We start from the raw sequence: 22,963 nt of genomic DNA on the forward strand, positions 1-22,963 counted from the left end.
ATGTTCTTTGGGACTTTCACATATGCAGCCGTATGTCAAAACTGCATATCCTTGCCGGGTGTGATATAATGCTCTAAACAGAACAGTCTGACAAATCTGGCAAAAAAACTTCTGGCATAATCAAAAAAGGGCTGGGAATTTTCAGGAACGATGTATCTATATAAGTATAAGGACCGAATAATAAGAGTACATCCTTTATTATGGAGGTGATGATATGGCAAAGATAATGAAAAAGATACTGACCGCGGTGCTCTCGCTCGCGATGGTCGCATGCTTCGTGCCGCAGATGAACGTGCCGGTATATGCGGCGAATGAAGGCCCTGCGTCAATGGCGATGGGCAGCGTTGCTTTGAGTAAGGATGCCGGGGGGAATGGTGCCCAGACCGTGTGGTATGCAGGCAGCGCGTGGCGCGTGATTGGTTATAACGGAGGTGGCGTCGCAAGCACGGAAGGCGATATGACACTGTTAGCATCGGATAATCTGAAAACAGGAGTACAGTTCAACACCAATGACAAGTCTGATAATGATTATGAGGGTTCAAATCTTAAGAGTGTGATAGATGATCTCTATGAAGACCGTTTCAGTTCGGGCGAAAAAACAGCTGTAAAAAAACGCACACTTGAGGTTGGAGAGTGTACAACTTACGAGCCTTATAGCACCGGCGTATCTGGTACTGCAACAAGTGGATATCTTTGGCCTTTATCAACTGAGGAAGCTTTAGGATTAGTTGTGTTCAGCGAACGATTTGGTGTTGTTCTTGTGTTCAGCGAACTCTTGCAAGCCAGCGATTACTGGTGGCTGCGCTCGCCGGGCTACTATGACAGCTTTGCAGCTTATGTCGACCCTAACGGCGTCTACCCTAACGGCGTCACCCCTAACGGCGACCCTACCGGCTTTGTCAACTACATAGGCTTTCCTGTGGATAGGCGCGAGTTCGGTGTACGTCCCGCTTTTAATTTGAATCTTAAATCTGTTCTCTTCACATCTGCCGCCGCAGGCGGCAAATCTTCCGGCGCCGAAGGCGCCCTGAACGAAGTGGGTACGAATACAACAGGTAAATGGAAGCTGACACTTCTGGACGACGGGACTATTACGGGCCTGGATGGGCATAAGGACTTTAAGATCAGTTCAGATGGAATCACATATGATTCTGAGGCAGGTACCGTGACAGTGCCATACAGCGGGGCTGCGACTGGAGATAATGAATATATCTCCGCTATCATTAAGGACAGCAATGGCAATATCAAATACTACGGAAGGATTGCAAAGGCATCCGCCGCTGATAATGCCTCCGTTCCAATCAATATCGACGGCAAATTCGGCAGCGGAGATACGCTCTGGGTGTTCAATGAACAATATAACGGCGATGAGACAACTGATCAGTCTGCGATGACAGATTACGCAAGCGCGCTGCAGGAGGTAAAGCTATACCAGATAACATTCCACCCGAACAACGGAAACCCGACTTTTACGGAGACGGTAGAAGCAGGCGGAACAATAAAAACGAAAGACCCCAAGCGGGTGGGCTATTATTTCGTTGGCTGGTACAGGGACGAGGCTTATGAACACCCGTATAATTCCCATACTGAGGTCAACAGCAGTTTTGATCTTTACGGGGGATGGATTCCGAGAAATTTTGACATCAGTTTCGTTAACGAGGATGGCACAGAACTGCAGAGCGGTGAGGTGGCCTATGACGATACTCCGTCCTACACCGGGCAGACGCCGACCAAGAAGGATGATGCGAAATACAGCTACACATTTGCAGGCTGGACCCCAGAGATCAAACCGGTGACAGGTGACGCTACCTATACAGCGAAGTATATATCTACGGTAAAACAGTATTCGATCAGTTTCGTTAACGAGGACGGCACAGAACTGCAGAGCGGCAAGGTGGCCTATGGCGATACTCCGTCCTACACCGGCCAGACGCCGACCAAGAAGGATGATGCGAAATACAGCTACACATTTGCAGGCTGGAATCCTGAGATCAAACCGGTGACCGGTAATGCCACCTACAAGGCGACATACACAGCCAAGAAGAAGCCTGCACAGCCGCAGCCGAAGGTCGATAAGGCAGCGGCCAAGATCGCCCTCGACGCAGGCATTACTGCAAGATCCTCCGGGAGCAAAGTCACCGCATCCTGGGGAGCCGTCAAGGGGGCGAGTAGCTATGTGATCTACGCAAATTACTGCGGCCAGAAGAAACTCAAGAAGATCAAGACCGTCAGCGGCAAGACGACATCGTTTGACATCACCAAGCTGAACGGCAAGAAGTTCGACCCGAAGAAGAACCTGAAGTTCTACGTCGTAGCCTACAAGACCGTGAAGGGAAAGAAGGTGAAACTGGCGAAGAGCATCATGGCCCACGCACCGGGCAGCAAGAACACCAAGCGCACCAACGTCACGGGGGTCAAGGTCAAGAAGGTATCCTTCACCCTGAAGAAGGGAAAGACCGCAAAGATCAAGGCCAAGCTGGTGCTCCAGAAGAAGAACAAGAAACCGCTGAAGCACTGCGCGAAGTTCCGCTATGCATCCAGCAATAAGAAAGTAGCGAAAGTCAGCAAGAAAGGCAAGATCACAGCCGTCGGAAAAGGCAAGTGCAACGTTTACGTCTACGCCGTCAGCGGGGTATCGAAGAAGATCAAAGTGACGGTCAAATGACCCGGCAGAAATAAGAAGCTAAGTCCTTGAAAAGTTAAAGGTCGGGAAAGCTGCAGCAGGCGCGAATCACTCGCGCCTGTATTTTTATGGACCAAAACCGGCTCAGACAAAATTTCGTATCTGAAAAGTCCCCAAAATCTTTCGAAGACAGAGAAAACCGAAAATCAGCAAAATAGCCCAAAATTTTTCGTATTGCCATGCTTTTGAAGGTCAATTGATTTCTTTACTGCACGGGATTTCGTGCAGTTACAACTTCGACTCTATCTAAACCGCGAAGGTGCACTTACAACCTCTCGCGGTTTTTTCTATGTGCTATGATATATATGGTCCTGTCTTCTTCCCGAAAAGGAGGTTAATACAATGAAGAAGACATCCAAACACCTGACACTGGAAGACCGTATCGTCATAGAGCGACTCCTGGCTCACGGATTTAGATTCAGTGAGATAGCCACCCGACTCAGCAAAAGCCGAACGACCATTAGCCGTGAAGTCAAAAAGAATCGTACGTTCAAGGCACGAAACGGTAACCACTGCATCCACAGGAAGTCCTGCGATCTGCCCACAACCTGCTCTCAGGAATGCCACAAACGTACGCGTTCCTGCCGTGTTCGATGCGGAGACTGTAACATCCATTGCGAACGATTCCAGGAAGATATCTGCCCTGGCATTACGAAAGCCCCCTATGTTTGCAATGCCTGCGAATCCATGTCGCGCTGTTGGCTCCACGGATACATCTACAATGCCCGCAAAGCACAGGATGCGTATGAGACGACGCTGAAAGAATCAAGAACTGGCATCTCTTTGTCGGAAGAGCAGCTACAGGCCATGGATGAGCTCGTCACACCGCTGATCCAGCAGGGACAATCGGTCAATGTCGTGTTTCAAAACCATCGCGATGAACTCCCCATCACGGCACGGACAGCCTATGATTACATTGAAAACGGCCTTCTTGGTGCAAAGAATCTGGATCTCGCCCGTAAGGTACGTAGATCATACCGCCGGAAAAGCGGTCCGGTGCTCCGCGTGGACAAAGCCTGCCATCAGGGGCGCTCTTATGATGACTATCTTTCATTTATGGCGCAGCATCCGGATATGAATGTGGTTGAAGGCGATTCTGTCATCGGCAGAAAGGGCGGCAAGGTTCTTCTCACCCTCATGTTTACCAACTGCGATCTGCAGATGGCCTTCCTGCGGGAACAGAACAATGCGGCCACTGTTTCCTCTGTGTTTGCTTCACTCAGAGAGATTCTGGGAAAAGAACTCTTCAAGGAACTGTTTCAGGTTATTCTGGTCGATCGAGGCAGCGAATTCACCGATCCCACGAAAATCGAACTTGATCCTGAAACCGGAGAACAACTCTGCCATGTGTTTTATTGTGATCCGCAAAACAGCAATCAGAAGGCGCACTGTGAACGGAATCACCAGTTTATTCGGTATATCATCCCAAAGGGCAAGTCGATGGATGATTTATCGCAGGAAAAGGTCATCCTGATGATGAACCATATCAACTCATATCCGCGCAAAAAATGGAACGGGCGGTCACCGCTTGAGGTATTCACCTCAATCTATGGAAAGAGTGTTCCCAGCATTCTATCCATGAAGCAGATCGCCGCCGATTCCATAAACCTTAAGCCCGAACTCATTAAGTAGTCCGGAAAATGAAGACAGGACCACACCTTTTCGCAAGGTGCAATTTCAACTTCTGAAAACGGGCATTCTTCATACCCGGGTTTTAGTGTGCCTTCATACTTGAATTTTACATGATTTCCAGCGCGATTACAACTTCATACGTCAACTTACTTCTTCAATCTGCCACAATTCGTTGGAGAAGTGCATTCACAACTTCCTGATTTATACTAGTGAGAAATTAGTTGCGTTTACAATCGTCAAACGTGCACTTACTGTATCAAACAACCCCATGCTTTTGAAGGTGTCAAAAAAACACAGATATTTCCGTTTTGATGTGATTTGATGAATGGAAATATCTGTTAGTAAACCACATTCTTTTCCGCATAGCCACTGATATTTCCATATTTGACAATAATTGTTTTATGGATTATAATATATATGTAGTTAAGTAATGTTAGTTAGTTAAGTTAATTAGTCTCAACAGAGGTTTAAAGTCCATGCCGATTGGCGTGGCTTTTTGTTACCTAAATCTAATTATTCCAGTCTTTCTGGATCTGTCAAAAGAGTCGCCATCCACACTCGGGCGAAAGCATTTCATCAGGATTCGTATCATCCGGTTACAGCTGGAACACTCTTCTATGCGCTGATTCGGGAATCATGATATCGACTCTGATTTGAAGTATATGCGATCATCCACCATCACCACCACCAAATTCGCAGTACTGGAGAAAGGAGATTATTGTTATCTTACTGTGGCGTCACGGGTAAGACGGTAAAAAGCCAAGTCCCACGATGGGGCGAGACGCATTGTGCGTTTGGTACTACGAGCAAGGTGTAATGGAAATGGCAAGATTAAGCATAAGATAAGAGATAGAGAAAAACCTGAAAGATCGCAGAGCTTTCGGCCGCAGCAAGCATCAGGACAAGATGCACGATCGGGGTGACCGGATGAGGGCTGGAGAAGCTGCGGACAAGATGAAGTCCAGGGAAAAGTATTTCTTTTATAACCGGGGAACTTTCGATGCCTGTGTAAGGCTTGGAACTTCTGTGTACCGATATGCAAACTCCATCGCCGGCCACCGGTTATCATTTAGAGAAGTAGCGGGATATCTTGAAAAGTATCTAGATACGCGGAAGGAAGCTGCACTTCGGGGTGAAATCACACCGAGAACGTTAGCGAGAGAGCGGGCCCAGCTATCGAAAGTATGGATGGTGAACTTGGATCACTATAAGATTCTTCCGTGCCACGCAGAGAGCGACAAGGGCAGAGGAAGTGACAGATATTTCAATCCGAATAATCACAAGGAGCAGCTGGATTTCTACAGGGCAATCGGAGCACGTAAAGCGGAGTATCGAGATCTGAGCAGGCAGGAAGTGATAGCATATCGGGATCAAGTATATCGCGAAACTGGCATTGTCTTGAAGCCCGATATTCACGGCCGAGTATCGAACTTACAACTTTTGGAAAAAGACAATCGACTATTCATATGCGTTGCAAAAGCAAAGCACGGGAAGACCAATGTGGCAGAGATTTTGCCACAGAACCAAGAAATGGTGAGAAAAGCCTTCGAAACGGGCAAATTTCGTGACTACTACAATCCAAGTGATCACACCAATGTACACCAGTGTAGACGCGAGTATGCACAGGCGATGTACCAGTATTATGCGCGAGATATCACGACTTTGCGGACGGATCAACTATACATCTGTCGTGGAAGATATGCAGGCCGCATATATGATCGTGATGCGGTCGCACATGTTGCTGAGTGCCTGGGCCATGCTAGAAATGATTTATTTGATACAATTCATAACTACCTTCGATAATAATGGAGAAGAGAAATCATGAGATATGAGCTTATTAAGCGCGGTCGCACCGCGAATGGAATAGAGACCATGTACAGATCATCATTACTACTTGATGAGACTAAAGACCTGCGCGCGATTCAGGAGCTATTCGCCGAAGAACTTCGCAGCGCCCTTGGAATCGAATTCATAACTGGAGTCCAACTGCATGTTCTGGTCGACATGGCAGACGGAGTCTATATCGCTGACATCCTTGAGAGAGAAGAGCAGCGCATCAATTATCTACCAAAAACAATAGTAACAAACCAAACATAAAGGAGGTGGAAGTCATGGAAAACAAGATGTTTTCGATTGAAGAACTACGTTGCTTGAAAGCGACGGTCAATTACTGTATTGCGACACGGGATCTGTGGGATAACGAGTATGTTATTGAAAATGCCCCATGCGTTTAAACTCATAACTATACTTTGCCATAACAAAACTGACCTCCTCCAGTTAGATTCTTGGTCTAACTTTTGGGGGTCACCTCAGAGCAGGCTGCCACTATTTGTAGGAATGTTTAATAAATGCTGTAGAGTTATTCCAGAGCTATAACTTCTCGCGTGGCGATTGCAGTAATGCCCTCATCCCATTCCTGGGAGAAATCGTCGGTTCCTCCAAATTCGTTGAGAAGATCATAGCCCTTACGAATAATAATTTCCTCTGAGAACGGGACGTTTTCCTTTTCGAAGGAGATCTCGCGGCCGTCCACGGTGAAGATGACGCCTCTGGTAAGCCAGACATCGTAAGTCTGGACTCCACCCTCATACACACGCTGGTTTTCGTTGACTATTGCAATTCTTTCAATAATGCCATCAACTGGAGTGTCCTTGAGATTTCCATCGACAAAGGCAGATTGGATATCAGTGTCCTCGCATTCCTCGAATCTACAAACGGCCATATCTTCAGGATTGCCGAAATAGTCGACAGCTTCTTGGATGTTTGTCAGTTTATAGGAATTATCATCGATGAACATGCCGACGATTTGTGTGACTGAATTTGTATACGTGAATTCATCACACCGATACCCATTAAACTGTTTACCAAGAAAACTACTGAATATACATGGGTCGAATCGCATATCTATTGTTTTCATTTCTATTTCTCCTTGACAAAATGTATTTTTTGCTTTTTTAATCCACCGGCATCGGTGCTCTTTGAAATATTGATTTCGACGGCGGGCGATCCATCTGAAGTGGATACTTCTCGGAATGAGACAATGCTGCCATCTTTCATCTTGACATTCTGGCCCTTTCCATTAGCCATTTGTTGGACAATGCCACCGTAACCTGCTGTATCAAAAAAGTGCTTTGCCGTTGATAGAGGATCATCGCTGGCAATATTGCGTGTAAAGGCTCTGCCTTTCCCCTTGTCTCCGAAGTAGCCATTTGAGTATGCGTACTCAGACTTTAAGGAGGGGAGATTCTCCGATATAGAGCGATGTTGAGCTCCACTGCCTTTATAAACAGTTCTCATCAGCTCGCCTCCTTTACGTGTGTTTCTTCAAAGAGGCTTGGATAGCGATGGAATTGTGATAAAGAGTGAAACTCGTCGAAGACTTCCTCTGGCATATAGCCATACCCTAAGATAATTAAGAAACCAGTCGCAGGACGCTGTTCATCAACTGTTTTTTCAATTCTTCTGTCGGTATCGGATCTGAAGATGAAAACCACCATCGAATCACTTCTTCAATTGCCCCAATGATAAACTCTGTGAGCAGCTGCGGATCTGCTGCCAGAGTTTGGCCTGCCGCCTGATCTCGCTGAAGGTGCGTCAGCAGTTCGTCATGTACGCCGTTTCTGATTACTTCGCCAATCGACCACAGCATTGAGTCCGATGCAAGTGATCGCAGCAGTTCGCGATTGTTTTCAAGCAGATCAAAAGCGTGGTAGAGAAGCTGTTCGTAATATTCGGGGCCGGCCAGCCTTTGCAATTCACTATCATCCCCGCGATGGCTATCCAAGGCGTCCCGGATGACGAAATCGGCAAATTCATATTTGTCACTGAAGTGGTTGTAAAAGGTGGCGGTCCTGACCATAGCGGCGTCGCAGAGCTCCTTGACCGTGATTTGTTCGAAGCGTTTCAACTTCAAAAGAGCAGTAAACTCCCGGGTCAATGCAGCATAGGTCTTTTGTATTCTGAGATCTGTTCCTGACATATTTGACGAATACCTTTCATGTGTAAATTAATTGACTATCAGAAGGCGATCATGTCTTCTCTTTTTTTTGGGAAGTGAATATAGTTAGATTGTAGCTAATTAATTTATTGATGTCAAATAACATCAGGGAGGTACATTAAGATGGAAACTGTAAGAGTTTTGGATAGACCGGAAGATTTTAAGAAATATGGGATCAAACAGGAAGGTTTGGAAGCCTGGGAAGATGGAAGACGTGACAGTTCAGATCCGGGTCACGGTGAGATCTGGTATTTTGACTGTAGTTTTGAAGATGGTTCTACGCTTGTATTAGGATTCCGTCCGAAATCTGTGGATCATCTCATGCAGCCGGAAGATAACCCGAACGTTGCCATTAATTACACCAATAAAGACGGGACAACATTCTTTGATTATAGGATGTGCAGCATTGAAGAATCAGGTTTTTCAAAAGAAAAGTGCGATCTGAAATTAGGAGTACATTATCTCAAGGGAAGCAATTGGGATGAATACGACGTGAAGATCGTACCGGAAGAACCATCTGCACTTGTTGTGGATGGAAAACCTTCCGAAGATCATTCTGCCAGTGTGGACCTTCATTTCACGGCAGAAGCCAAACCTTTCAGACCAGGAACCGGGATCATCGATGTTGGAGAGGGATTCTACTACAATTTCATATGTATCACAAAAATGCATGTGTCCGGTCATATCAATATCAATGGAGAGGATAAAGATGTAACAGGTGCAGCATATTATAACCACCAATGGTTCAATATAAGTCCTGCGATCGCTTTCCATCACTGGGTCTGGGGACGTCAGAATATCGGTGAATACAGTGTCCTTATCTATGATATGGTGACCAGGAAGAGCACCGGATTGGTGCAAATTCCGCTTTTTATGATCGATGATGAGCAAGGAAACAGAATATTCGAGAATACTTCAAGCAGCAGTATGAGCTATGAAATCCTCGATACATATATCGAAAAAGTGAGCGGCAAGGAATATCCGTGCGCCCTTAGATATACTTTTGAAGGTGAAGGCATGAAAATCACTTACACCATTCGTGATCCGCAGGAAATCGGCGTCATGTATGTATATGGTGATGCTCCCGAACTTGTCAAAAAGCAGTATGATGCGATGGGGCTCAAACCATCCTATACTAGAAATCTTGCAGATACAGAATTAACTATCGAATCAGATGGCGAATCACAGACAGTCAAAGGCAGGATGCTCTATGAGTTCAATTTCCCGGCCGCAAAACTGAGATAAGTTAACAAGATAAGGCACACAAGTGCTTACAGGCACTCTTAAGAACCTGAAACAGGAGACAAAAAAGGGGCATTACAGAATCGAAACGCTCAAACCATTGCAATTACAGTGGTTCTGGAAAACCAAATTGAGATACCCTAGCCAAAGCGAAAGACGAGCGAATGCTCGTCCTTTTGCGGCTCTGTTAAAAATGTTGGGGTGGTGGATACTCTAACTATTTCAGAGCTAGTAGTTTCTTCTTTCGATTGGGTAGTTATGCCATTTAGTTGTCCAGTGATAATGTGAATCTGGAAGTAATAGCTTCGATGTCAGCATCCTTATTTGCTGAAATCCGAATAAATGCAGAATCATCTACCGAAGTAAGATAAACGGCCTCATCACTTCCTGTATAAAATACTCCGTTATACCCCTCTTTGAAGTCTGATGCGGCCTTGGCCTCTTCCATATATTCATCGTAAACTTCTTTGTCAAGGGTGATCAGCATAGCAGTACTATCTTTGCCCTCTACGATCTCACCATCATAGAGATATGCGGCACCTCTGGCAAATTCCACCGACCAGCCTCCGCTAATATCCACAATTACAGTCACAGGAGCATTCCCGTCCTGATCCAGATAAGCTTCGGCAGTTTGCTTACCGCCTTGAGATCCACTGTCTTTGCTCCCGGATCCGCACGCTGTAAAGACAAGAACCATGCAGATGGTCAGTATAAAGCATATCAATTTCTTTCTGTTCATCTCAGCACCTCCTGCTGTTTATCACTGCTCATACATCGAGCAAAAAAACACCCGAACATATATTAATTATACACGTTCGGGCATTCTTTGTACATCAATTAATCTTACTTGTTTGCAGCTTCCATCTGTGCAGCTACTTCAGCAGCGAAGTCCTCTTCCTTCTTCTCGATGCCTTCGCCTACTTCGAATATTACTACCTTAGTAAGTGCAAGATCACCATCAACTGACTTCAGATACTGAGCAACAGTCTGCTTGCCGTCTTCTGCTCTTACGTAAACCTGATCAAGCAGGCAGATCTCCTTGAGCTGCTTGGAGATACGTCCGTCAACAAGACCCTTGAAGATCTTGTTCTGGGAGATTTCCATCTTGGCAGCAATTGCAAGACCTGCAAGTCTTGTCTTAGCTTCTTCCGAAAGGAAGTTCGGCAGATAGTTGAAGTTGAAGCTCTTGTCAGCTCTCTTCTCAGCAAGGATGTCAAGATCAGCCTTGTCCCATACCTCAGAAACCTTCTCAAGAAGTCCGTTGAGGATCGGCTTAGGAAGTGAGAACGGATCGTTCAGAGCACTTTCGAGGGTGATCTTGCCAAGGTTTGCAAGCTCTGCCTCAGAGATCTCATCTCTGCTTACATACTGAGGATTCATTGCTGCTACCTGCAGCAAACTATCTCAAATGCCAGTCGCATTTTACAAAGGGCGCAAAACCTGTTACAATCAAAAAAGCGAAGGCCACTTCAACAGGGCAGAATCAAACAAGGAGGTTCCATATGTTTTCCTTTGAATGCGACTACCACGAGGGCGCGCACCCGAAGATCCTGCAGCGCCTGATCGATATCAACTACGAGCAGCTCCCGGGCTACGGTGAGGACGAGTACAGTGCCCGGGCCAAGGAGAAGATCCGCAAGGCATGCGGCACGCCCAATGCGGACGTCTTCTTCTTCGGCGGTGGCACCATGACCAATGTCACCATCATCGACTCCATCCTGGAGACCTACGAGGGGGTGGTGTCCGCCGAGACCGGCCACGTCAACAATCACGAGTCCGGCGGCGTGGAGTTCACCGGGCACAAAGTCCTCACGGTGCCGAGCCACGACGGCAAGGTGGCTGCTGCCGACCTGCTGGACCTGCTCCATACCTTCTATAACGATGAGGCCTGGGAGCACATCGTCTTCCCGGGTGCACTGTACATCTCCCATCCCACCGAGATGGGGACTTTGTACACCAAGGCGGAACTTCAGGAACTGGCGGACATCTGCCATGAGTACGACATGCCGCTGTACCTGGACGGTGCCCGGCTAGGCTACGGACTGATGGCGCCGGGGACGGACGTGACGCTCCGTGATATCGCGGAGATCTGCGACGTCTTCTATATCGGCGGCACCAAGGTCGGCGCCCTCTGCGGCGAGGCCGTGGTCTTCCCCAGAGGCGATGCGCCCAAGCACTTCTTCTCCATCATGAAGCAGCGCGGCGCCGTGTTTGCCAAGGGCCGCGTTCCGGCCATCCAGTTCGACGTGCTGTTCGAGGATGACCTGTACCTGGAACTGGGCAAGAACGGCATCGACCGGGCCATGGAGATCAAGAAGGTCTTCACCGACCGCGGATTCGAATTGTACACCGACTCTCCCACCAACCAGCAGTACTTTGTTTTGGCAAACGACTTCGCCGATCGGCTGAGGGAGAAAGTCTTCTTTGAGACCACAAAGAAATATGACGATGATCACATCGTCGCACGCTTCTGCGCCTGCTGGGCCACCACCACCGAACAGGTGGAGCGCCTGGCCGCCCTCCTGGACGAGACCGCTGCAGAGCTGAAATAGATGACCGACCACGAGGGGCTATCTCAAAAGAGATGGCCCCTGTTTTTTTGCGAGGCGGTTGCCGGAATTAACAAAGGGAATAAGGTCCGCAGAATATCGATTTTGGGAAATGGCTGCCGAAAATCCAACACTGCGTTGGATATTGTTGGTTGCTTTCGGTTCAACTGCATGCATATAATGAAAGAAGAAGCCAACACTGTGTTGTTTTTGGAGTGAATGCTATGATCGTATTTGATTCGGTGTATATGAACTTCGGAAGGAAGACCCCTTTTACTGATCACAGGAAACCTGTTTTAAGGGGGATAGACTTCCATCTGAAACGAGGTGAGATCCTATGCCTGCTTGGCCCTTCAGGATGTGGCAAAACCACAATGGTCAACCTCATTATGGGCAGACTGTTACCAAGCAGTGGTACTGTGACAGTCATGGGTGAAAGAGCTCCATATAAAACGGTAAGGAAGAAGATCGGTTACATGCCGCAGGAAGATGCACTTTATACGGATATCACTGCGATCGACAATCTGAAGTTCTTTGGAAAGATGAACGGAATGCCTGCCGGGCAAGTCAGGCAGAGAGCCAATGAAATGCTCAGATTCGGTCTGCTTGAAGAAGACGCTCGTAAAAAGGTGTCTGCTTTTTCGGGAGGAATGAAACGAAGGCTCTCCCTCGGGATCGCGATGATGCATGAACCGGATCTTCTTATCCTGGATGAGCCGACAGTTGGTCTTGACCCGGAACACCGAAGACGAATCTGGATGGAATTTGAGAGACTGGCATCCAATGGATGCACCATACTGGTAACGACTCATGTCATGGATGAAGCAGCGCGGTGCAGTCTGATAGCAATGCTCAATGAAGGCAGGTTCGTTGCTTCCGGTTCCCCTGATCAGATCTTAGAAGAAACGGGTGCTAAAGACCTGGAGGATGCGTTCCTCAAACTTGAGGGAGGTGATCGCAAATGACAAAGATGTTAGCCATTGCGAGACGTATACTCCTTCAGTTCATTTATGATAAAAGGACACTTCTGCTCCTGTTTGTAGCACCGATCATCGTGCTTTGGCTTTTGTCTGTCCTGCTTGGCGCAAGTGGATATGTTCCAAAGGTTGCGGTAAAGGACCTGCCCGAAGAATATGTCTCTGCGCTTGAGAAACAGGATGTTCAAATCGTTGATGTCAGCGAGTCGAAAGCAGATTCGATGCTGAAAGACGGTCAGCTGGATGCAATACTTGAACTTCCCAAAGGGTCAACGACTATGGAGATCCATCTGGAGGGAAGCGACAGGATCGCCAATGCAGCAGTTCTCAGCACTGTGGCTGATGCGACTGAGGAGTACAGCGAAGGTGCGCGTAAGCGAATGCAGGATGAGATCGACAGTAAAAAGGCGGAAATAGATAAGAAACGCAAGGAGATCGAGAAAGAGATCGAGGATAAGAAAGCGGAAATAGAAGAAAAGAAGCAAGAGGCCGAAAGAAAAATCAACGATACGAAGGCTAAAGTAGAACGACAGCAGCAGAAAGCAAAAAAGGCGAAGAAAAAAGCCAAAAAGCAACTTTCGAAAATGCTGGCTGCTCTTCCAAAGGAACAGCGAAAGGTACTGAAGAAAAAGTTTAACCGCGTGTTCGCTTCTTTTGGAACCGGTGGAACTATTGACTTCTCCGGGCTGGATATGGACGATTTGTCCGTGGACAGTATCGATTTTGACACCAAAGACTTTGATATTGAGGTCAATGTTGATGACTATATTGCGATCCAGAATGTGGAGCGAACCTATGTCCATGGAAGTGATGACTGGGAGACGTTTGATTTCTTTGGTCCGATCTTCATCGGGTTGTTCGTCTTTGTGTTCACCTTCATCACAAGTGGAATGTCTCTTGTCAATGAAAGAAGCGCAGGGACAATGATGCGTTTTCTTGCAACGCCGGTAAAATCATGGCAGATCCTCGGGGGATACGCCATTGCCTTCGGAACTCTTGCGGGTGTTCAGGTATGCGCCATCGTAACGGCGGCTTTGAAGTTGATTGGATTTCCGAATGAGGGGAATGTATGGTATGTTGTTCTGATCGCGATCAGTTTGGCGATCGCTTCTGTGACCTTTGGGCTTCTTGTATCTGGACTGGCTGCAAATGCTTTTCAGGTAGTTCAGTTGATGTTGGTGTTCGTCGTACCTCAGATACTTTTGTGTGGGATTTTCGATCTTTCCGGTGCTCCACATTGGATGCAAGTCCTCTCGCAGGCGCTGCCTCTCACATATGGTGCGAATGCGATGCAGGAAGTCATGTTGCGCGGTTCCGGGCTTGAGCTCATTCGACATGATCTGGCGATCATTTGGGGATTCACATGCATATTCTTTATTCTTGCATCATTGGGGCTCAGGAAGAAACATGCCCGCAAAGCCTAAGTGGAGGCGATGGAAAATGAACAAAACAATCTATTCAAACAAGCGAAACGCAACGCGTAAGAAGATCGACCGCGTTTTCATCGAGAACTTCAGATTACCCGGCAGTGCCGATCTGTATCTTGATGATCCAGACGTGGTCATAGGAGAGATCATGGAATTCAACAGAGAAAATGGATATCTTCCTATGCTCCTGCTTTCTGCCAGCAACAACAGCAGGTTCCTTTGCAGGCATATCAATGCTGATAAGGCGGATGAGGGAGAACGTCTCCCCCTGTGATGAAGGTTATGCGGACATGGCTCAGAAAATGAGTGAACTGATTCGGCCAGTTGTGTACCACGGCCTTTTGGTCATAACGGAACACATAAAAGACCCTTATTAAGAGAAAGAACAGAGGGCAGGGAGCATGCGTTTCGCATATGTTTCCACTTCCAGATGGATATTTTGGCTCCATATCGGTTCTATTATCCATTTTGTATGCCCATGTATAAGCATACCGCCACGATCATCCCTGAAAACCCCGCAGCTGTCATCAAAAATGGGAAATTATTCCGGATTTCACTGCTATAATGACGGTGCAGCACCGGTCTCGCCTCGTTTTCAGCCTCGTGCCCAGCGAGCACAAAGCCTTATGTGGATAAAACCGGTTGTTTGATACAGTAAGTGCACGTTTGACGATTGTAAACGCAACTAATTTCTCACTAGTATAAATCAGGAAGTTGTGAATGCACTTCTCCAACGAATTGTGGCAGATTGAAGAAGTAAGTTGACGTATGAAGTTGTAATCGCGCTGGAAATCATGTAAAATTCAAGTATGAAGGCACACTAAAACCCGGGTATGAAGAATGCCCGTTTTCAGAAGTTGAAATTGCACCTTGCGAAAAGGTGTGGTCCTGTCTTCATTTTCCGGACTACTTAATGAGTTCGGGCTTAAGGTTTATGGAATCGGCGGCGATCTGCTTCATGGATAGAATGCTGGGAACACTCTTTCCATAGATTGAGGTGAATACCTCAAGCGGTGACCGCCCGTTCCATTTTTTGCGCGGATATGAGTTGATATGGTTCATCATCAGGATGACCTTTTCCTGCGATAAATCATCCATCGACTTGCCCTTTGGGATGATATACCGAATAAACTGGTGATTCCGTTCACAGTGCGCCTTCTGATTGCTGTTTTGCGGATCACAATAAAACACATGGCAGAGTTGTTCTCCGGTTTCAGGATCAAGTTCGATTTTCGTGGGATCGGTGAATTCGCTGCCTCGATCGACCAGAATAACCTGAAACAGTTCCTTGAAGAGTTCTTTTCCCAGAATCTCTCTGAGTGAAGCAAACACAGAGGAAACAGTGGCCGCATTGTTCTGTTCCCGCAGGAAGGCCATCTGCAGATCGCAGTTGGTAAACATGAGGGTGAGAAGAACCTTGCCGCCCTTTCTGCCGATGACAGAATCGCCTTCAACCACATTCATATCCGGATGCTGCGCCATAAATGAAAGATAGTCATCATAAGAGCGCCCCTGATGGCAGGCTTTGTCCACGCGGAGCACCGGACCGCTTTTCCGGCGGTATGATCTACGTACCTTACGGGCGAGATCCAGATTCTTTGCACCAAGAAGGCCGTTTTCAATGTAATCATAGGCTGTCCGTGCCGTGATGGGGAGTTCATCGCGATGGTTTTGAAACACGACATTGACCGATTGTCCCTGCTGGATCAGCGGTGTGACGAGCTCATCCATGGCCTGTAGCTGCTCTTCCGACAAAGAGATGCCAGTTCTTGATTCTTTCAGCGTCGTCTCATACGCATCCTGTGCTTTGCGGGCATTGTAGATGTATCCGTGGAGCCAACAGCGCGACATGGATTCGCAGGCATTGCAAACATAGGGGGCTTTCGTAATGCCAGGGCAGATATCTTCCTGGAATCGTTCGCAATGGATGTTACAGTCTCCGCATCGAACACGGCAGGAACGCGTACGTTTGTGGCATTCCTGAGAGCAGGTTGTGGGCAGATCGCAGGACTTCCTGTGGATGCAGTGGTTACCGTTTCGTGCCTTGAACGTACGATTCTTTTTGACTTCACGGCTAATGGTCGTTCGGCTTTTGCTGAGTCGGGTGGCTATCTCACTGAATCTAAATCCGTGAGCCAGGAGTCGCTCTATGACGATACGGTCTTCCAGTGTCAGGTGTTTGGATGTCTTCTTCATTGTATTAACCTCCTTTTCGGGAAGAAGACAGGACCATATATATCATAGCACATAGAAAAAACCGCGAGAGGTTGTAAGTGCACCTTCGCGGTTTAGATAGAGTCGAAGTTGTAACTGCACGAAATCCCGTGCAGTAAAGAAATCAATTGACCATGTGGATAAAACCCCGTGAATCGACTTCATATATCCATATGCGTCGGTCAGCTACGCCTTCTGCCAACCATAATGATGAATAAATATTCGCAGTCCCCCGTGGGCGCCCCACAGCGCCCCAGCGAGCACGGGCGCCCCGGCCGCCGCGCAGACCCTCACAGCGCCCCGGCCGCCACTCCGGCATCGCCCCGGCGCCTCGCAGCGCCCCGGCCGCCACTCCGGCATCGCCCGGGCGCCCCGGCCGCTGGGCGTCTTTCACGGGGTCTGGTATAGCGCCATCATGTCTTTGTCGGGGGTGAAGCGGGAGCCGACGCCTTCGATCAGAGAGCGGAAGCCATCGGCCGCCATTGCTTTGTGCGGGTAGACGCGACCGTAGGACTGTTTTCGGCGGGGTTCGTCCTGGAGACCGGAGAGTACGTTCCCGCGGATATCGTTGCGCATGTCCTCCGGGCGGCAGTCTTCGCTGAACTCCACGGCGGTCTCTCCGCCGATGATAAGATTGGCGCGGACGCGGTTGTTTCTGCTTCGCTGCACGCCGATCTGAACTGGGTTGTCCACGAGCGTGTTGTGATCGAACGTGCAGTCTTCGGTGAAGCCGAGGTCTTGGTCGTAGCCGCCAAAACAAAGCCCTGTCCATCCTGTGCAGTCTGCGATGACGTTGTCGTGCGCGCGGACGCCGGAGACCCGAAACAGCTCGTTGTCCTTTGGGCTGTGCTCCGTGGCGACTTCCAGCCCTATATCGCAGCGAAAGACGAAATTGCGGCATACCTCAATATCCTGTCCCCCGTCGACATAGATCCCGTCGGCACAAAGATCGTATTCGCCGTTTTCGTAGTAGGCCGGGTTGCCCTGGGAACTGATGTTGTAGACCACGTTGTCCCGGCAGATCCCGTTTCGCACAAAGTCGTACTCGTAGGGGTTCCTTCCGTCGAGCGGTTCGGGGTGCTTCGCCGTTCCTTCGAACCCGATCATATCGATCCCGATGTTGTTGTTGTCGTGGATCCGGTTTTCGGCGATGAGGAATCCGTCGATGTTGCCGTTCAGGACCAGGGATTCGCTGGAGCCGCATTCGCAGTCATATACCTCGCACCCTTCGATGGACAGATCCCTGACCGGTGCCTGATCATTGCAGGAGTAGACACAGATGCCGTGGACGCCGCGGACTCCATGGACCCGGCAGCCCTTGATGTGGATGTCCTCCAGGGGCCGTTCTCCCGCATCCCGCGTGCTCCTGTAGTCGATGCCATGGGTGCCGCCCGTGACCTCCAGCCCTTCCACCGAGACATGGGAAACGTCCGTCAGACTGATCCCGGTGCCGTCGCCGGCGCGCACCACTGCGGTCTCACCGCTGGCCGCTCGTATGACGGTGGGGGAGGACGCGCTTCCAGAGCAGTCCGCGCCGAGAGTGATCGGGCCGTAGGTGCCGCCATGGACCACGATCAAGGATCCCGGCGCCGCGTTGGCTGCTTTGTCCACTGTCGCATAAGGTGACGCTTCGGAGCCGTTTCCCGCAGCATCGCTGCCATCTGCCGCAACGTGGACTTCGGATTGCGCGGGGGATCCGCATCCAACAAAGCCGAACAGCGCCACCCCGCAGAGCAGTAAGGCGACAGCGAACCAGCGCGATATCTTCCATTTCATTTATTAAGTCCTCCTTGCTGATACATCATCGCGTCAGATCCATCTCAAACATTCGGAAATCCGCGAAACCCGTGTCTTCGTAGTAGATCTTCTGCTCTGCCACAAAGCCGAATCCGCAAGATAAGTAGAGGTTCTCGGCAGGGAGGTTGCCCTTGATCACGTCGAGGCGGATGACTTTCTTGCCGAGCCTGCGGCAGACATCGGCGGAGTAGGCGACAAGTTTTTTGGCAAATCCTCTGCCGGCGAAATCGTCGTGAACGGCCAGAAGGTGCATGACAGCAACCTCCTCCGGGGCGACGTCTGTGGGCCATGGGACGTCTTTGTAGATGTCGTCGTCTCCGGAGAGGATCACACCGCAGGCGATCCGTCCCTCTGCCGTCCCGATGTGCATCTCGCCGTTTTCCAGCGCCGTCCGGAAATCCTGCCGCGACGGATACACATCTTTCGTCCAGTCCGCACCGAACTCCTTCTCGTCCTGATGATCGATGATATCATAATAGAAGGCGACGATCTCTTCCAGCTCATCCATGGAGGCCGGTCTGATGGTAAGTTCCTGGCTTGCGTTCATGTTTGGTCCTTTCTGGGGTTCTTCCACGCTCTTTGAGAGCATTGTAGCATTGCCCTTCGTCGCAGTCAATCCCGGGGGCGCGAGAGACAAAGCGTTTCTTTACAGTGTGTTTAATTTCTGTTAGACTTGAGGAAAAGAAAGGCAGGTTTATATGCAAAGAAGACTATTGATCATCGCCCTGATCGTGGGGGCGATCTGTCTGGGAGCATGCTCCCGGAAGAGCCCCTCGGACGAGATCTTCGGAACATGGAAGGTTTGTGGGGTGCTCCCCCAGGAAAAAGCTTACCAGAACAATCTCGACGAGAAGGAAATCATTTCCGGCGATGCGTACCGGGAGACGTTCGGGGAGAATGTCCCGGACAGTTCGATCAACATCACCGAGGATGGGGTGAAGGAATACCTCGATCTGAATGGCAAAGGTTCAGAAGTGACAGGCTGGGAAAAGGATGAGCAGTCGGGGCAGTGGACCATGACACTGGAAATCACCCGGCTTGCCGGCGAAGAAAAACCGCTGGAAAACCCGCTGGTAATGACCTTCACGTATACCCTCCGAGATGGATATCTGCTCGAAGAGTCCCATCTGGACTCGGAGGATGAGGCAGAATCGTTTGTAAATGTGTATAAGCGGGCCGGCTGATGAAGAGGCAGTCCATGGATGACCTGTTGATGGAAGTACGGCGCACGCCGCACGCCGCCTATTTGGACGACCTGTTGATGAAAGGACGGCGCACGCCGCCTATTCCGCATGGCCAGAACGTGGAAAGACGAGCGCTTTCAGGCGAGCATCGTACCGGGCGGGCGCTCGGGAAGCTTTGTTTCAGGCGGGCACTTTTCCGTCATCTTGTGTGCATCAAAAAATTGACGGAATCGTACGCCTGTTTTTTTCCATGTTCTGGTAATTGTTTTCCTCGGAAAGGCGCAATATGCATCCCCGCAAGGAAAAACGAGTCCCAGTGGTACCCTTTCTCTCTCAAATGGCCCATCCCCTGGGACAACAGACGGTGTTTCGAACTCGAATCAACCGAAAATTACCCTTTGAATTCCGTCAGAATACGAGCAAGATACTTTTGACGGAAACGGCGTCTGGCAGCATTCCCTAAACAGCAGAGCGCGAGGATTTTTTGGGTATGGCAAAACTTCTGACGCGCTTTCACATCGCGAACGAAACGAACGCCTGTATCATACGTTCGTTATATGGGCATTTGTGTCGCGGAACTGTGTTCCGCAAAACAGAGATTTTTCCTTTTGAGCGGAAGAAACCGCCTGTCCTGTTCCGCTAACTTAAGAAAAATCCCAGATCGCGGAACAATGTTCCGCAAACTGAAGAAAAATCCCAGATCGCGGAACTGTGTTCCGCAAAACAGAGATTATTCCGTTTGAGCGGAAGAAATCGCCTGTCCTGTTCCGCAAACTGAAGAAAAATCCCGGATCGCGGAACAATGTTCCGCAAAACAGAGATTTTTCCGTTTGAGCGGAAGAAATCGCCTGTCCTGTTCCGCAAAACGAAGAAAAATCCCAGATCGCGGAACTGTGTTCCGCAAAACAGAGATTTTTCCGTTTGAGCGGAAGAAATCGCCTGTCCTGTTCCGCAAAACGAAGAAAAATCCCAGATCGCGGAACAATGTTCCGCAAACTGAAGAAAAATCCCGGATCGCGGAACTGTGTTCCGCAAAACAGAGATTATTCCGTTTGAGCGGAAGAAATCGCCTGTCCTGTTCCGCAAAACGAAGAAAAATCCCAGATCGCGGAACAATGTTCCGCAAAACGAAGAAAAATCCCGGATCGCGGAACTGTGTTCCGCAAAACAGAGATTTTTCCGTTTGAGCGGAAGAAACCGCCTGTCCTGTTCCGCAAACTGAAGAAAAATCCCAGATCGCGGAACTGTGTTCCGCAAAACAGAGATTTTTCCGTTTGAGCGGAAGAAACCGCCTGTCCTGTTCCGCCAAACGAAGAAAAATCCCGGATCGCGGAACGGAAGTTCGCCAAATCGCCCCGGGATTTTTTTGATTCTCCAACGCCCGGAATTCCATGCAGAATGAGAGTGGTCGATTCATTCGTTTTGGCCAGTTTGAGAGGATCTGAAGGAATGCTCGGATTTTTTTCCTTGAGAACCCCGTGGAGTGGATTTCTGAAGGAATGCTCTGAGGTGTACCCCAAAAAGTAGAGTCTGCAAAGCATGGTATAATGCATGTAGATTGGAGGTACACCATGTCAAGAACAAATTACAGCAAACAGTTCAAATTGATGGTGGCAAAAGAAGCATTGCGGCCTGAAAACAAGAATCTGGAACATGTCATAGCCGACAAGTACGGAATCATGCCGTGGACTGTCATACGATGGCGTAATCATCTTGCTGAAGTTGGTGAAGATAAAGCCTTTCGAAAAGGGTTTACCAAATCAGATAAGAGGACCGATCGGGAAAAAGAGCTTGAAAAAGAGAACGCAGAGCTTCGTGAGGAGGTCGAAATACTAAAAAAAGCAGCGGCCTTCCTTGCAAATGTAAAGCGCGATTGAAATATCTTTTCATGCGTGAGCATAAACACGAGCACAGCATTGCGAGGATGGCCAGAGTACTAAAGGTGTCAGAGAGCGGATACTACAAATGGCGCAGACGAGTCGATGGGCCACTTACGGAGAAAGAGAAAGAAGACCTTAAGATCACAAAAGAGATATACGACATATACAGAGCTTCCAGAGGATCATACGGATCAAGAAAAGTAACCGTTATCCTGAATAAAGGTCGCAAAAAACGTGTCAACCATAAACGTGTCGAGAGGATCATGCAGGAGTGCGCTCTCTTTTCCAGGACATGCAGAAGGTTTGTCTGCACGACGGATTCAGACCATGACGAGCCAATCGCCGACAATCTTATCGACAGAGACTTCAGCGTTGATGCCCCGGATAAAAAGATGGTAAGTGATACAACAGTCATTGCTACGGAGCAGGGAGATCTGTATGTGGCCGGAATACTGGATCTGTATGGAAGGCTTCCCGTAGGGTTGGCAATGAGCGTGCATAACGATAGATTTCTGGTAATGGATGCATTAAAAGATATGCTTCTCAGAGGCTGTGGAAGTCCGGGATGCATCATACATTCGGACAGGGGTTCGACCTACTGTTCGAAGGAATACAGGAGAATGCTGAGCAGGCAGGGATTCATATGCAGCATGAGCCGTAAGGGAGATTGCTGGGACAATGCACCAATGGAAAGTTTCTGGGGTAAAATGAAGTCAGAATGGCTAAAGAAAAAATACAGAACAATCAACGAGGCAAAAGGTGATATATATGAATACGTGTGGCACTTTTATCCTCGTAAAAGGCCACACGAATCCATCAATTACTCAACCCCGTATGATTATTATCATAGGGGAGAAATCATATAGGAGTGACTCTACTTTTATGGGTACACTTCACTCTGTGGCTCAAACCCGCGAAATCCATGTGGTTTCGTCGATTTTCGAGGTCTTCTCGGTGCACAAAGCCCTAAACACCACTTCTTCCCTCTGTCACATTCCTTGAATTGAGGTGTACCCCAAAAAGTAGAGTCTGCAAAGCATGGTATAATGCATGTAGATTGGAGGTACACCATGTCAAGAACAAATTACAGCAAACAGTTCAAATTGATGGTGGCAAAAGAAGCATTGCGGCCTGAAAACAAGAATCTGGAACATGTCATAGCCGACAAGTACGGAATCATGCCGTGGACTGTCATACGATGGCGTAATCATCTTGCTGAAGTTGGTGAAGATAAAGCCTTTCGAAAAGGGTTTACCAAATCAGATAAGAGGACCGATCGGGAAAAAGAGCTTGAAAAAGAGAACGCAGAGCTTCGTGAGGAGGTCGAAATACTAAAAAAAGCAGCGGCCTTCCTTGCAAATGTAAAGCGCGATTGAAATAT

22 protein-coding genes and 1 pseudogene are annotated in these 22,963 nt (G+C 48.6%); 13 read left to right on the top strand and 10 right to left on the bottom strand.

Going from position 1 to position 22,963, the window contains the following annotated elements; translation table 11 throughout:
- Positions 1 to 214 precede the first annotated feature (214 nt).
- The 4 genes from P156_RS12900 to P156_RS0108520 all read left to right on the top strand — a co-directional run bounded on the left by P156_RS12900 (position 215) and on the right by P156_RS0108520 (position 6,412).
- Positions 215 to 2,665 (top strand): InlB B-repeat-containing protein, encoded by a 2,451-nt coding sequence (locus P156_RS12900; protein ID WP_051600859.1) that lies wholly within the window; start codon positions 215 to 217, stop codon positions 2,663 to 2,665.
- Between the two features lie 360 nt (positions 2,666 to 3,025).
- The gene (locus tag P156_RS0108510; RefSeq protein ID WP_027869448.1) at positions 3,026 to 4,315 is read left to right on the top strand and encodes an IS30 family transposase; all 1,290 of its coding nucleotides are present in this window, start codon (positions 3,026 to 3,028) and stop codon (positions 4,313 to 4,315) included.
- Between the two features lie 927 nt (positions 4,316 to 5,242).
- On the top strand, positions 5,243 to 6,118 hold the full coding sequence (locus P156_RS0108515) for a hypothetical protein (RefSeq protein WP_185752183.1): 876 nt from the start codon (positions 5,243 to 5,245) through the stop codon (positions 6,116 to 6,118).
- A gap of 18 nt (positions 6,119 to 6,136) precedes the next feature.
- The gene (locus P156_RS0108520) at positions 6,137 to 6,412 is read left to right on the top strand and encodes a hypothetical protein (RefSeq protein ID WP_027869760.1); all 276 of its coding nucleotides are present in this window, start codon (positions 6,137 to 6,139) and stop codon (positions 6,410 to 6,412) included.
- Positions 6,413 to 6,674: 262 nt separating this feature from the next.
- Here the strand turns inward: P156_RS0108520 and P156_RS0108530 are convergent, their stop codons facing one another.
- From P156_RS0108530 to P156_RS12905, 3 genes are all read right to left on the bottom strand, one after another.
- Entirely contained in the window at positions 6,675 to 7,232 is a 558-nt protein-coding gene (locus P156_RS0108530) for a hypothetical protein (RefSeq protein WP_027869761.1), read from the bottom strand.
- 2 nt (positions 7,233 to 7,234) lie between these two features.
- Positions 7,235 to 7,612 (bottom strand): hypothetical protein, encoded by a 378-nt coding sequence (locus tag P156_RS0108535; protein WP_027869762.1) that lies wholly within the window; start codon positions 7,610 to 7,612, stop codon positions 7,235 to 7,237.
- Between the two features lie 115 nt (positions 7,613 to 7,727).
- Positions 7,728 to 8,294: a TetR/AcrR family transcriptional regulator gene (locus tag P156_RS12905; protein ID WP_051600860.1), complete on the bottom strand. Its 567-nt coding sequence runs from the start codon at positions 8,292 to 8,294 to the stop codon at positions 7,728 to 7,730.
- A 141-nt stretch (positions 8,295 to 8,435) separates the two neighbouring features.
- On the opposite strand from P156_RS12905, the gene P156_RS0108545 reads away from it, so the two are divergent.
- On the top strand, positions 8,436 to 9,557 hold the full coding sequence (locus P156_RS0108545) for a hypothetical protein (RefSeq protein ID WP_027869763.1): 1,122 nt from the start codon (positions 8,436 to 8,438) through the stop codon (positions 9,555 to 9,557).
- A 262-nt stretch (positions 9,558 to 9,819) separates the two neighbouring features.
- On the opposite strand, the gene P156_RS0108550 is transcribed toward P156_RS0108545, so the two are convergent.
- Both P156_RS0108550 and P156_RS12170 read right to left on the bottom strand, forming a co-directional pair.
- The gene (locus tag P156_RS0108550) at positions 9,820 to 10,293 is read right to left on the bottom strand and encodes a hypothetical protein (protein WP_027869764.1); all 474 of its coding nucleotides are present in this window, start codon (positions 10,291 to 10,293) and stop codon (positions 9,820 to 9,822) included.
- A gap of 104 nt (positions 10,294 to 10,397) precedes the next feature.
- Positions 10,398 to 10,949 (bottom strand): annotated as a pseudogene (locus P156_RS12170) (elongation factor Ts); the annotation flags it as partial.
- 107 nt (positions 10,950 to 11,056) lie between these two features.
- On the opposite strand from P156_RS12170, the gene P156_RS0108560 reads away from it, so the two are divergent.
- A complete protein-coding gene (locus P156_RS0108560) occupies positions 11,057 to 12,106 on the top strand; it encodes a low specificity L-threonine aldolase (RefSeq protein ID WP_027869765.1) in 1,050 nt (349 codons plus the stop codon).
- 18 nt (positions 12,107 to 12,124) lie between these two features.
- Here P156_RS0108560 and P156_RS13370 read toward each other — a convergent pair whose 3' ends face one another.
- Entirely contained in the window at positions 12,125 to 12,280 is a 156-nt protein-coding gene (locus P156_RS13370) for a hypothetical protein (RefSeq protein WP_185752184.1), read from the bottom strand.
- Positions 12,281 to 12,327: 47 nt separating this feature from the next.
- Here P156_RS13370 and P156_RS12180 point away from each other — a divergent pair, with 47 nt between their 5' ends.
- Genes P156_RS12180 through P156_RS0108575 form a run of 3 tightly spaced genes read left to right on the top strand, consistent with a single transcriptional unit; the run spans position 12,328 to position 14,781 of the window.
- On the top strand, positions 12,328 to 13,068 hold the full coding sequence (locus tag P156_RS12180) for an ABC transporter ATP-binding protein (RefSeq protein WP_242838710.1): 741 nt from the start codon (positions 12,328 to 12,330) through the stop codon (positions 13,066 to 13,068).
- 5 nt (positions 13,069 to 13,073) lie between these two features.
- Positions 13,074 to 14,504 carry an ABC transporter permease gene (locus tag P156_RS12910; protein WP_242838728.1) on the top strand — a complete coding sequence of 477 codons (1,431 nt, stop codon included), beginning with the start codon at positions 13,074 to 13,076 and terminating at the stop codon, positions 14,502 to 14,504.
- 16 nt (positions 14,505 to 14,520) lie between these two features.
- Positions 14,521 to 14,781, top strand: coding sequence for a hypothetical protein (locus P156_RS0108575; protein ID WP_027869766.1), 261 nt, complete (start codon positions 14,521 to 14,523; stop codon positions 14,779 to 14,781).
- 632 nt (positions 14,782 to 15,413) lie between these two features.
- Here P156_RS0108575 and P156_RS0108580 read toward each other — a convergent pair.
- The 3 genes from P156_RS0108580 to P156_RS0108590 all read right to left on the bottom strand — a co-directional run bounded on the left by P156_RS0108580 (position 15,414) and on the right by P156_RS0108590 (position 19,065).
- On the bottom strand, positions 15,414 to 16,703 hold the full coding sequence (locus P156_RS0108580; protein WP_027869448.1) for an IS30 family transposase: 1,290 nt from the start codon (positions 16,701 to 16,703) through the stop codon (positions 15,414 to 15,416).
- A 408-nt stretch (positions 16,704 to 17,111) separates the two neighbouring features.
- Entirely contained in the window at positions 17,112 to 18,497 is a 1,386-nt protein-coding gene (locus P156_RS0108585) for a NosD domain-containing protein (protein WP_027869767.1), read from the bottom strand.
- Between the two features lie 25 nt (positions 18,498 to 18,522).
- Positions 18,523 to 19,065 carry a GNAT family N-acetyltransferase gene (locus P156_RS0108590; RefSeq protein ID WP_027869768.1) on the bottom strand — a complete coding sequence of 181 codons (543 nt, stop codon included), beginning with the start codon at positions 19,063 to 19,065 and terminating at the stop codon, positions 18,523 to 18,525.
- 151 nt (positions 19,066 to 19,216) lie between these two features.
- Here P156_RS0108590 and P156_RS0108595 point away from each other — a divergent pair, with 151 nt between their 5' ends.
- Complete coding sequence (locus tag P156_RS0108595; protein WP_185752185.1) at positions 19,217 to 19,702, top strand: hypothetical protein; 486 nt, start codon at positions 19,217 to 19,219, stop codon at positions 19,700 to 19,702.
- 730 nt (positions 19,703 to 20,432) lie between these two features.
- On the opposite strand, the gene P156_RS0108600 is transcribed toward P156_RS0108595, so the two are convergent.
- Positions 20,433 to 21,095 carry a hypothetical protein gene (locus P156_RS0108600; protein WP_185752186.1) on the bottom strand — a complete coding sequence of 221 codons (663 nt, stop codon included), beginning with the start codon at positions 21,093 to 21,095 and terminating at the stop codon, positions 20,433 to 20,435.
- Positions 21,096 to 21,273: 178 nt separating this feature from the next.
- Here P156_RS0108600 and P156_RS12190 point away from each other — a divergent pair, with 178 nt between their 5' ends.
- From P156_RS12190 to P156_RS12195, 3 genes are all read left to right on the top strand, one after another.
- Complete coding sequence (locus tag P156_RS12190) at positions 21,274 to 21,579, top strand: transposase (protein WP_034801954.1); 306 nt, start codon at positions 21,274 to 21,276, stop codon at positions 21,577 to 21,579.
- Positions 21,580 to 21,590: 11 nt separating this feature from the next.
- Positions 21,591 to 22,448, top strand: coding sequence for an IS3 family transposase (locus P156_RS0108610; protein ID WP_051600425.1), 858 nt, complete (start codon positions 21,591 to 21,593; stop codon positions 22,446 to 22,448).
- A 204-nt stretch (positions 22,449 to 22,652) separates the two neighbouring features.
- Positions 22,653 to 22,958 (top strand): transposase, encoded by a 306-nt coding sequence (locus tag P156_RS12195; RefSeq protein WP_034801954.1) that lies wholly within the window; start codon positions 22,653 to 22,655, stop codon positions 22,956 to 22,958.
- The last annotated feature ends 5 nt before the right edge of the window (positions 22,959 to 22,963 follow it).

The organism is Eubacterium sp. AB3007, assembly GCF_000688015.1.
In the GTDB taxonomy this organism is placed as follows: Bacteria; Bacillota; Clostridia; order Peptostreptococcales; family Anaerovoracaceae; genus Aminicella.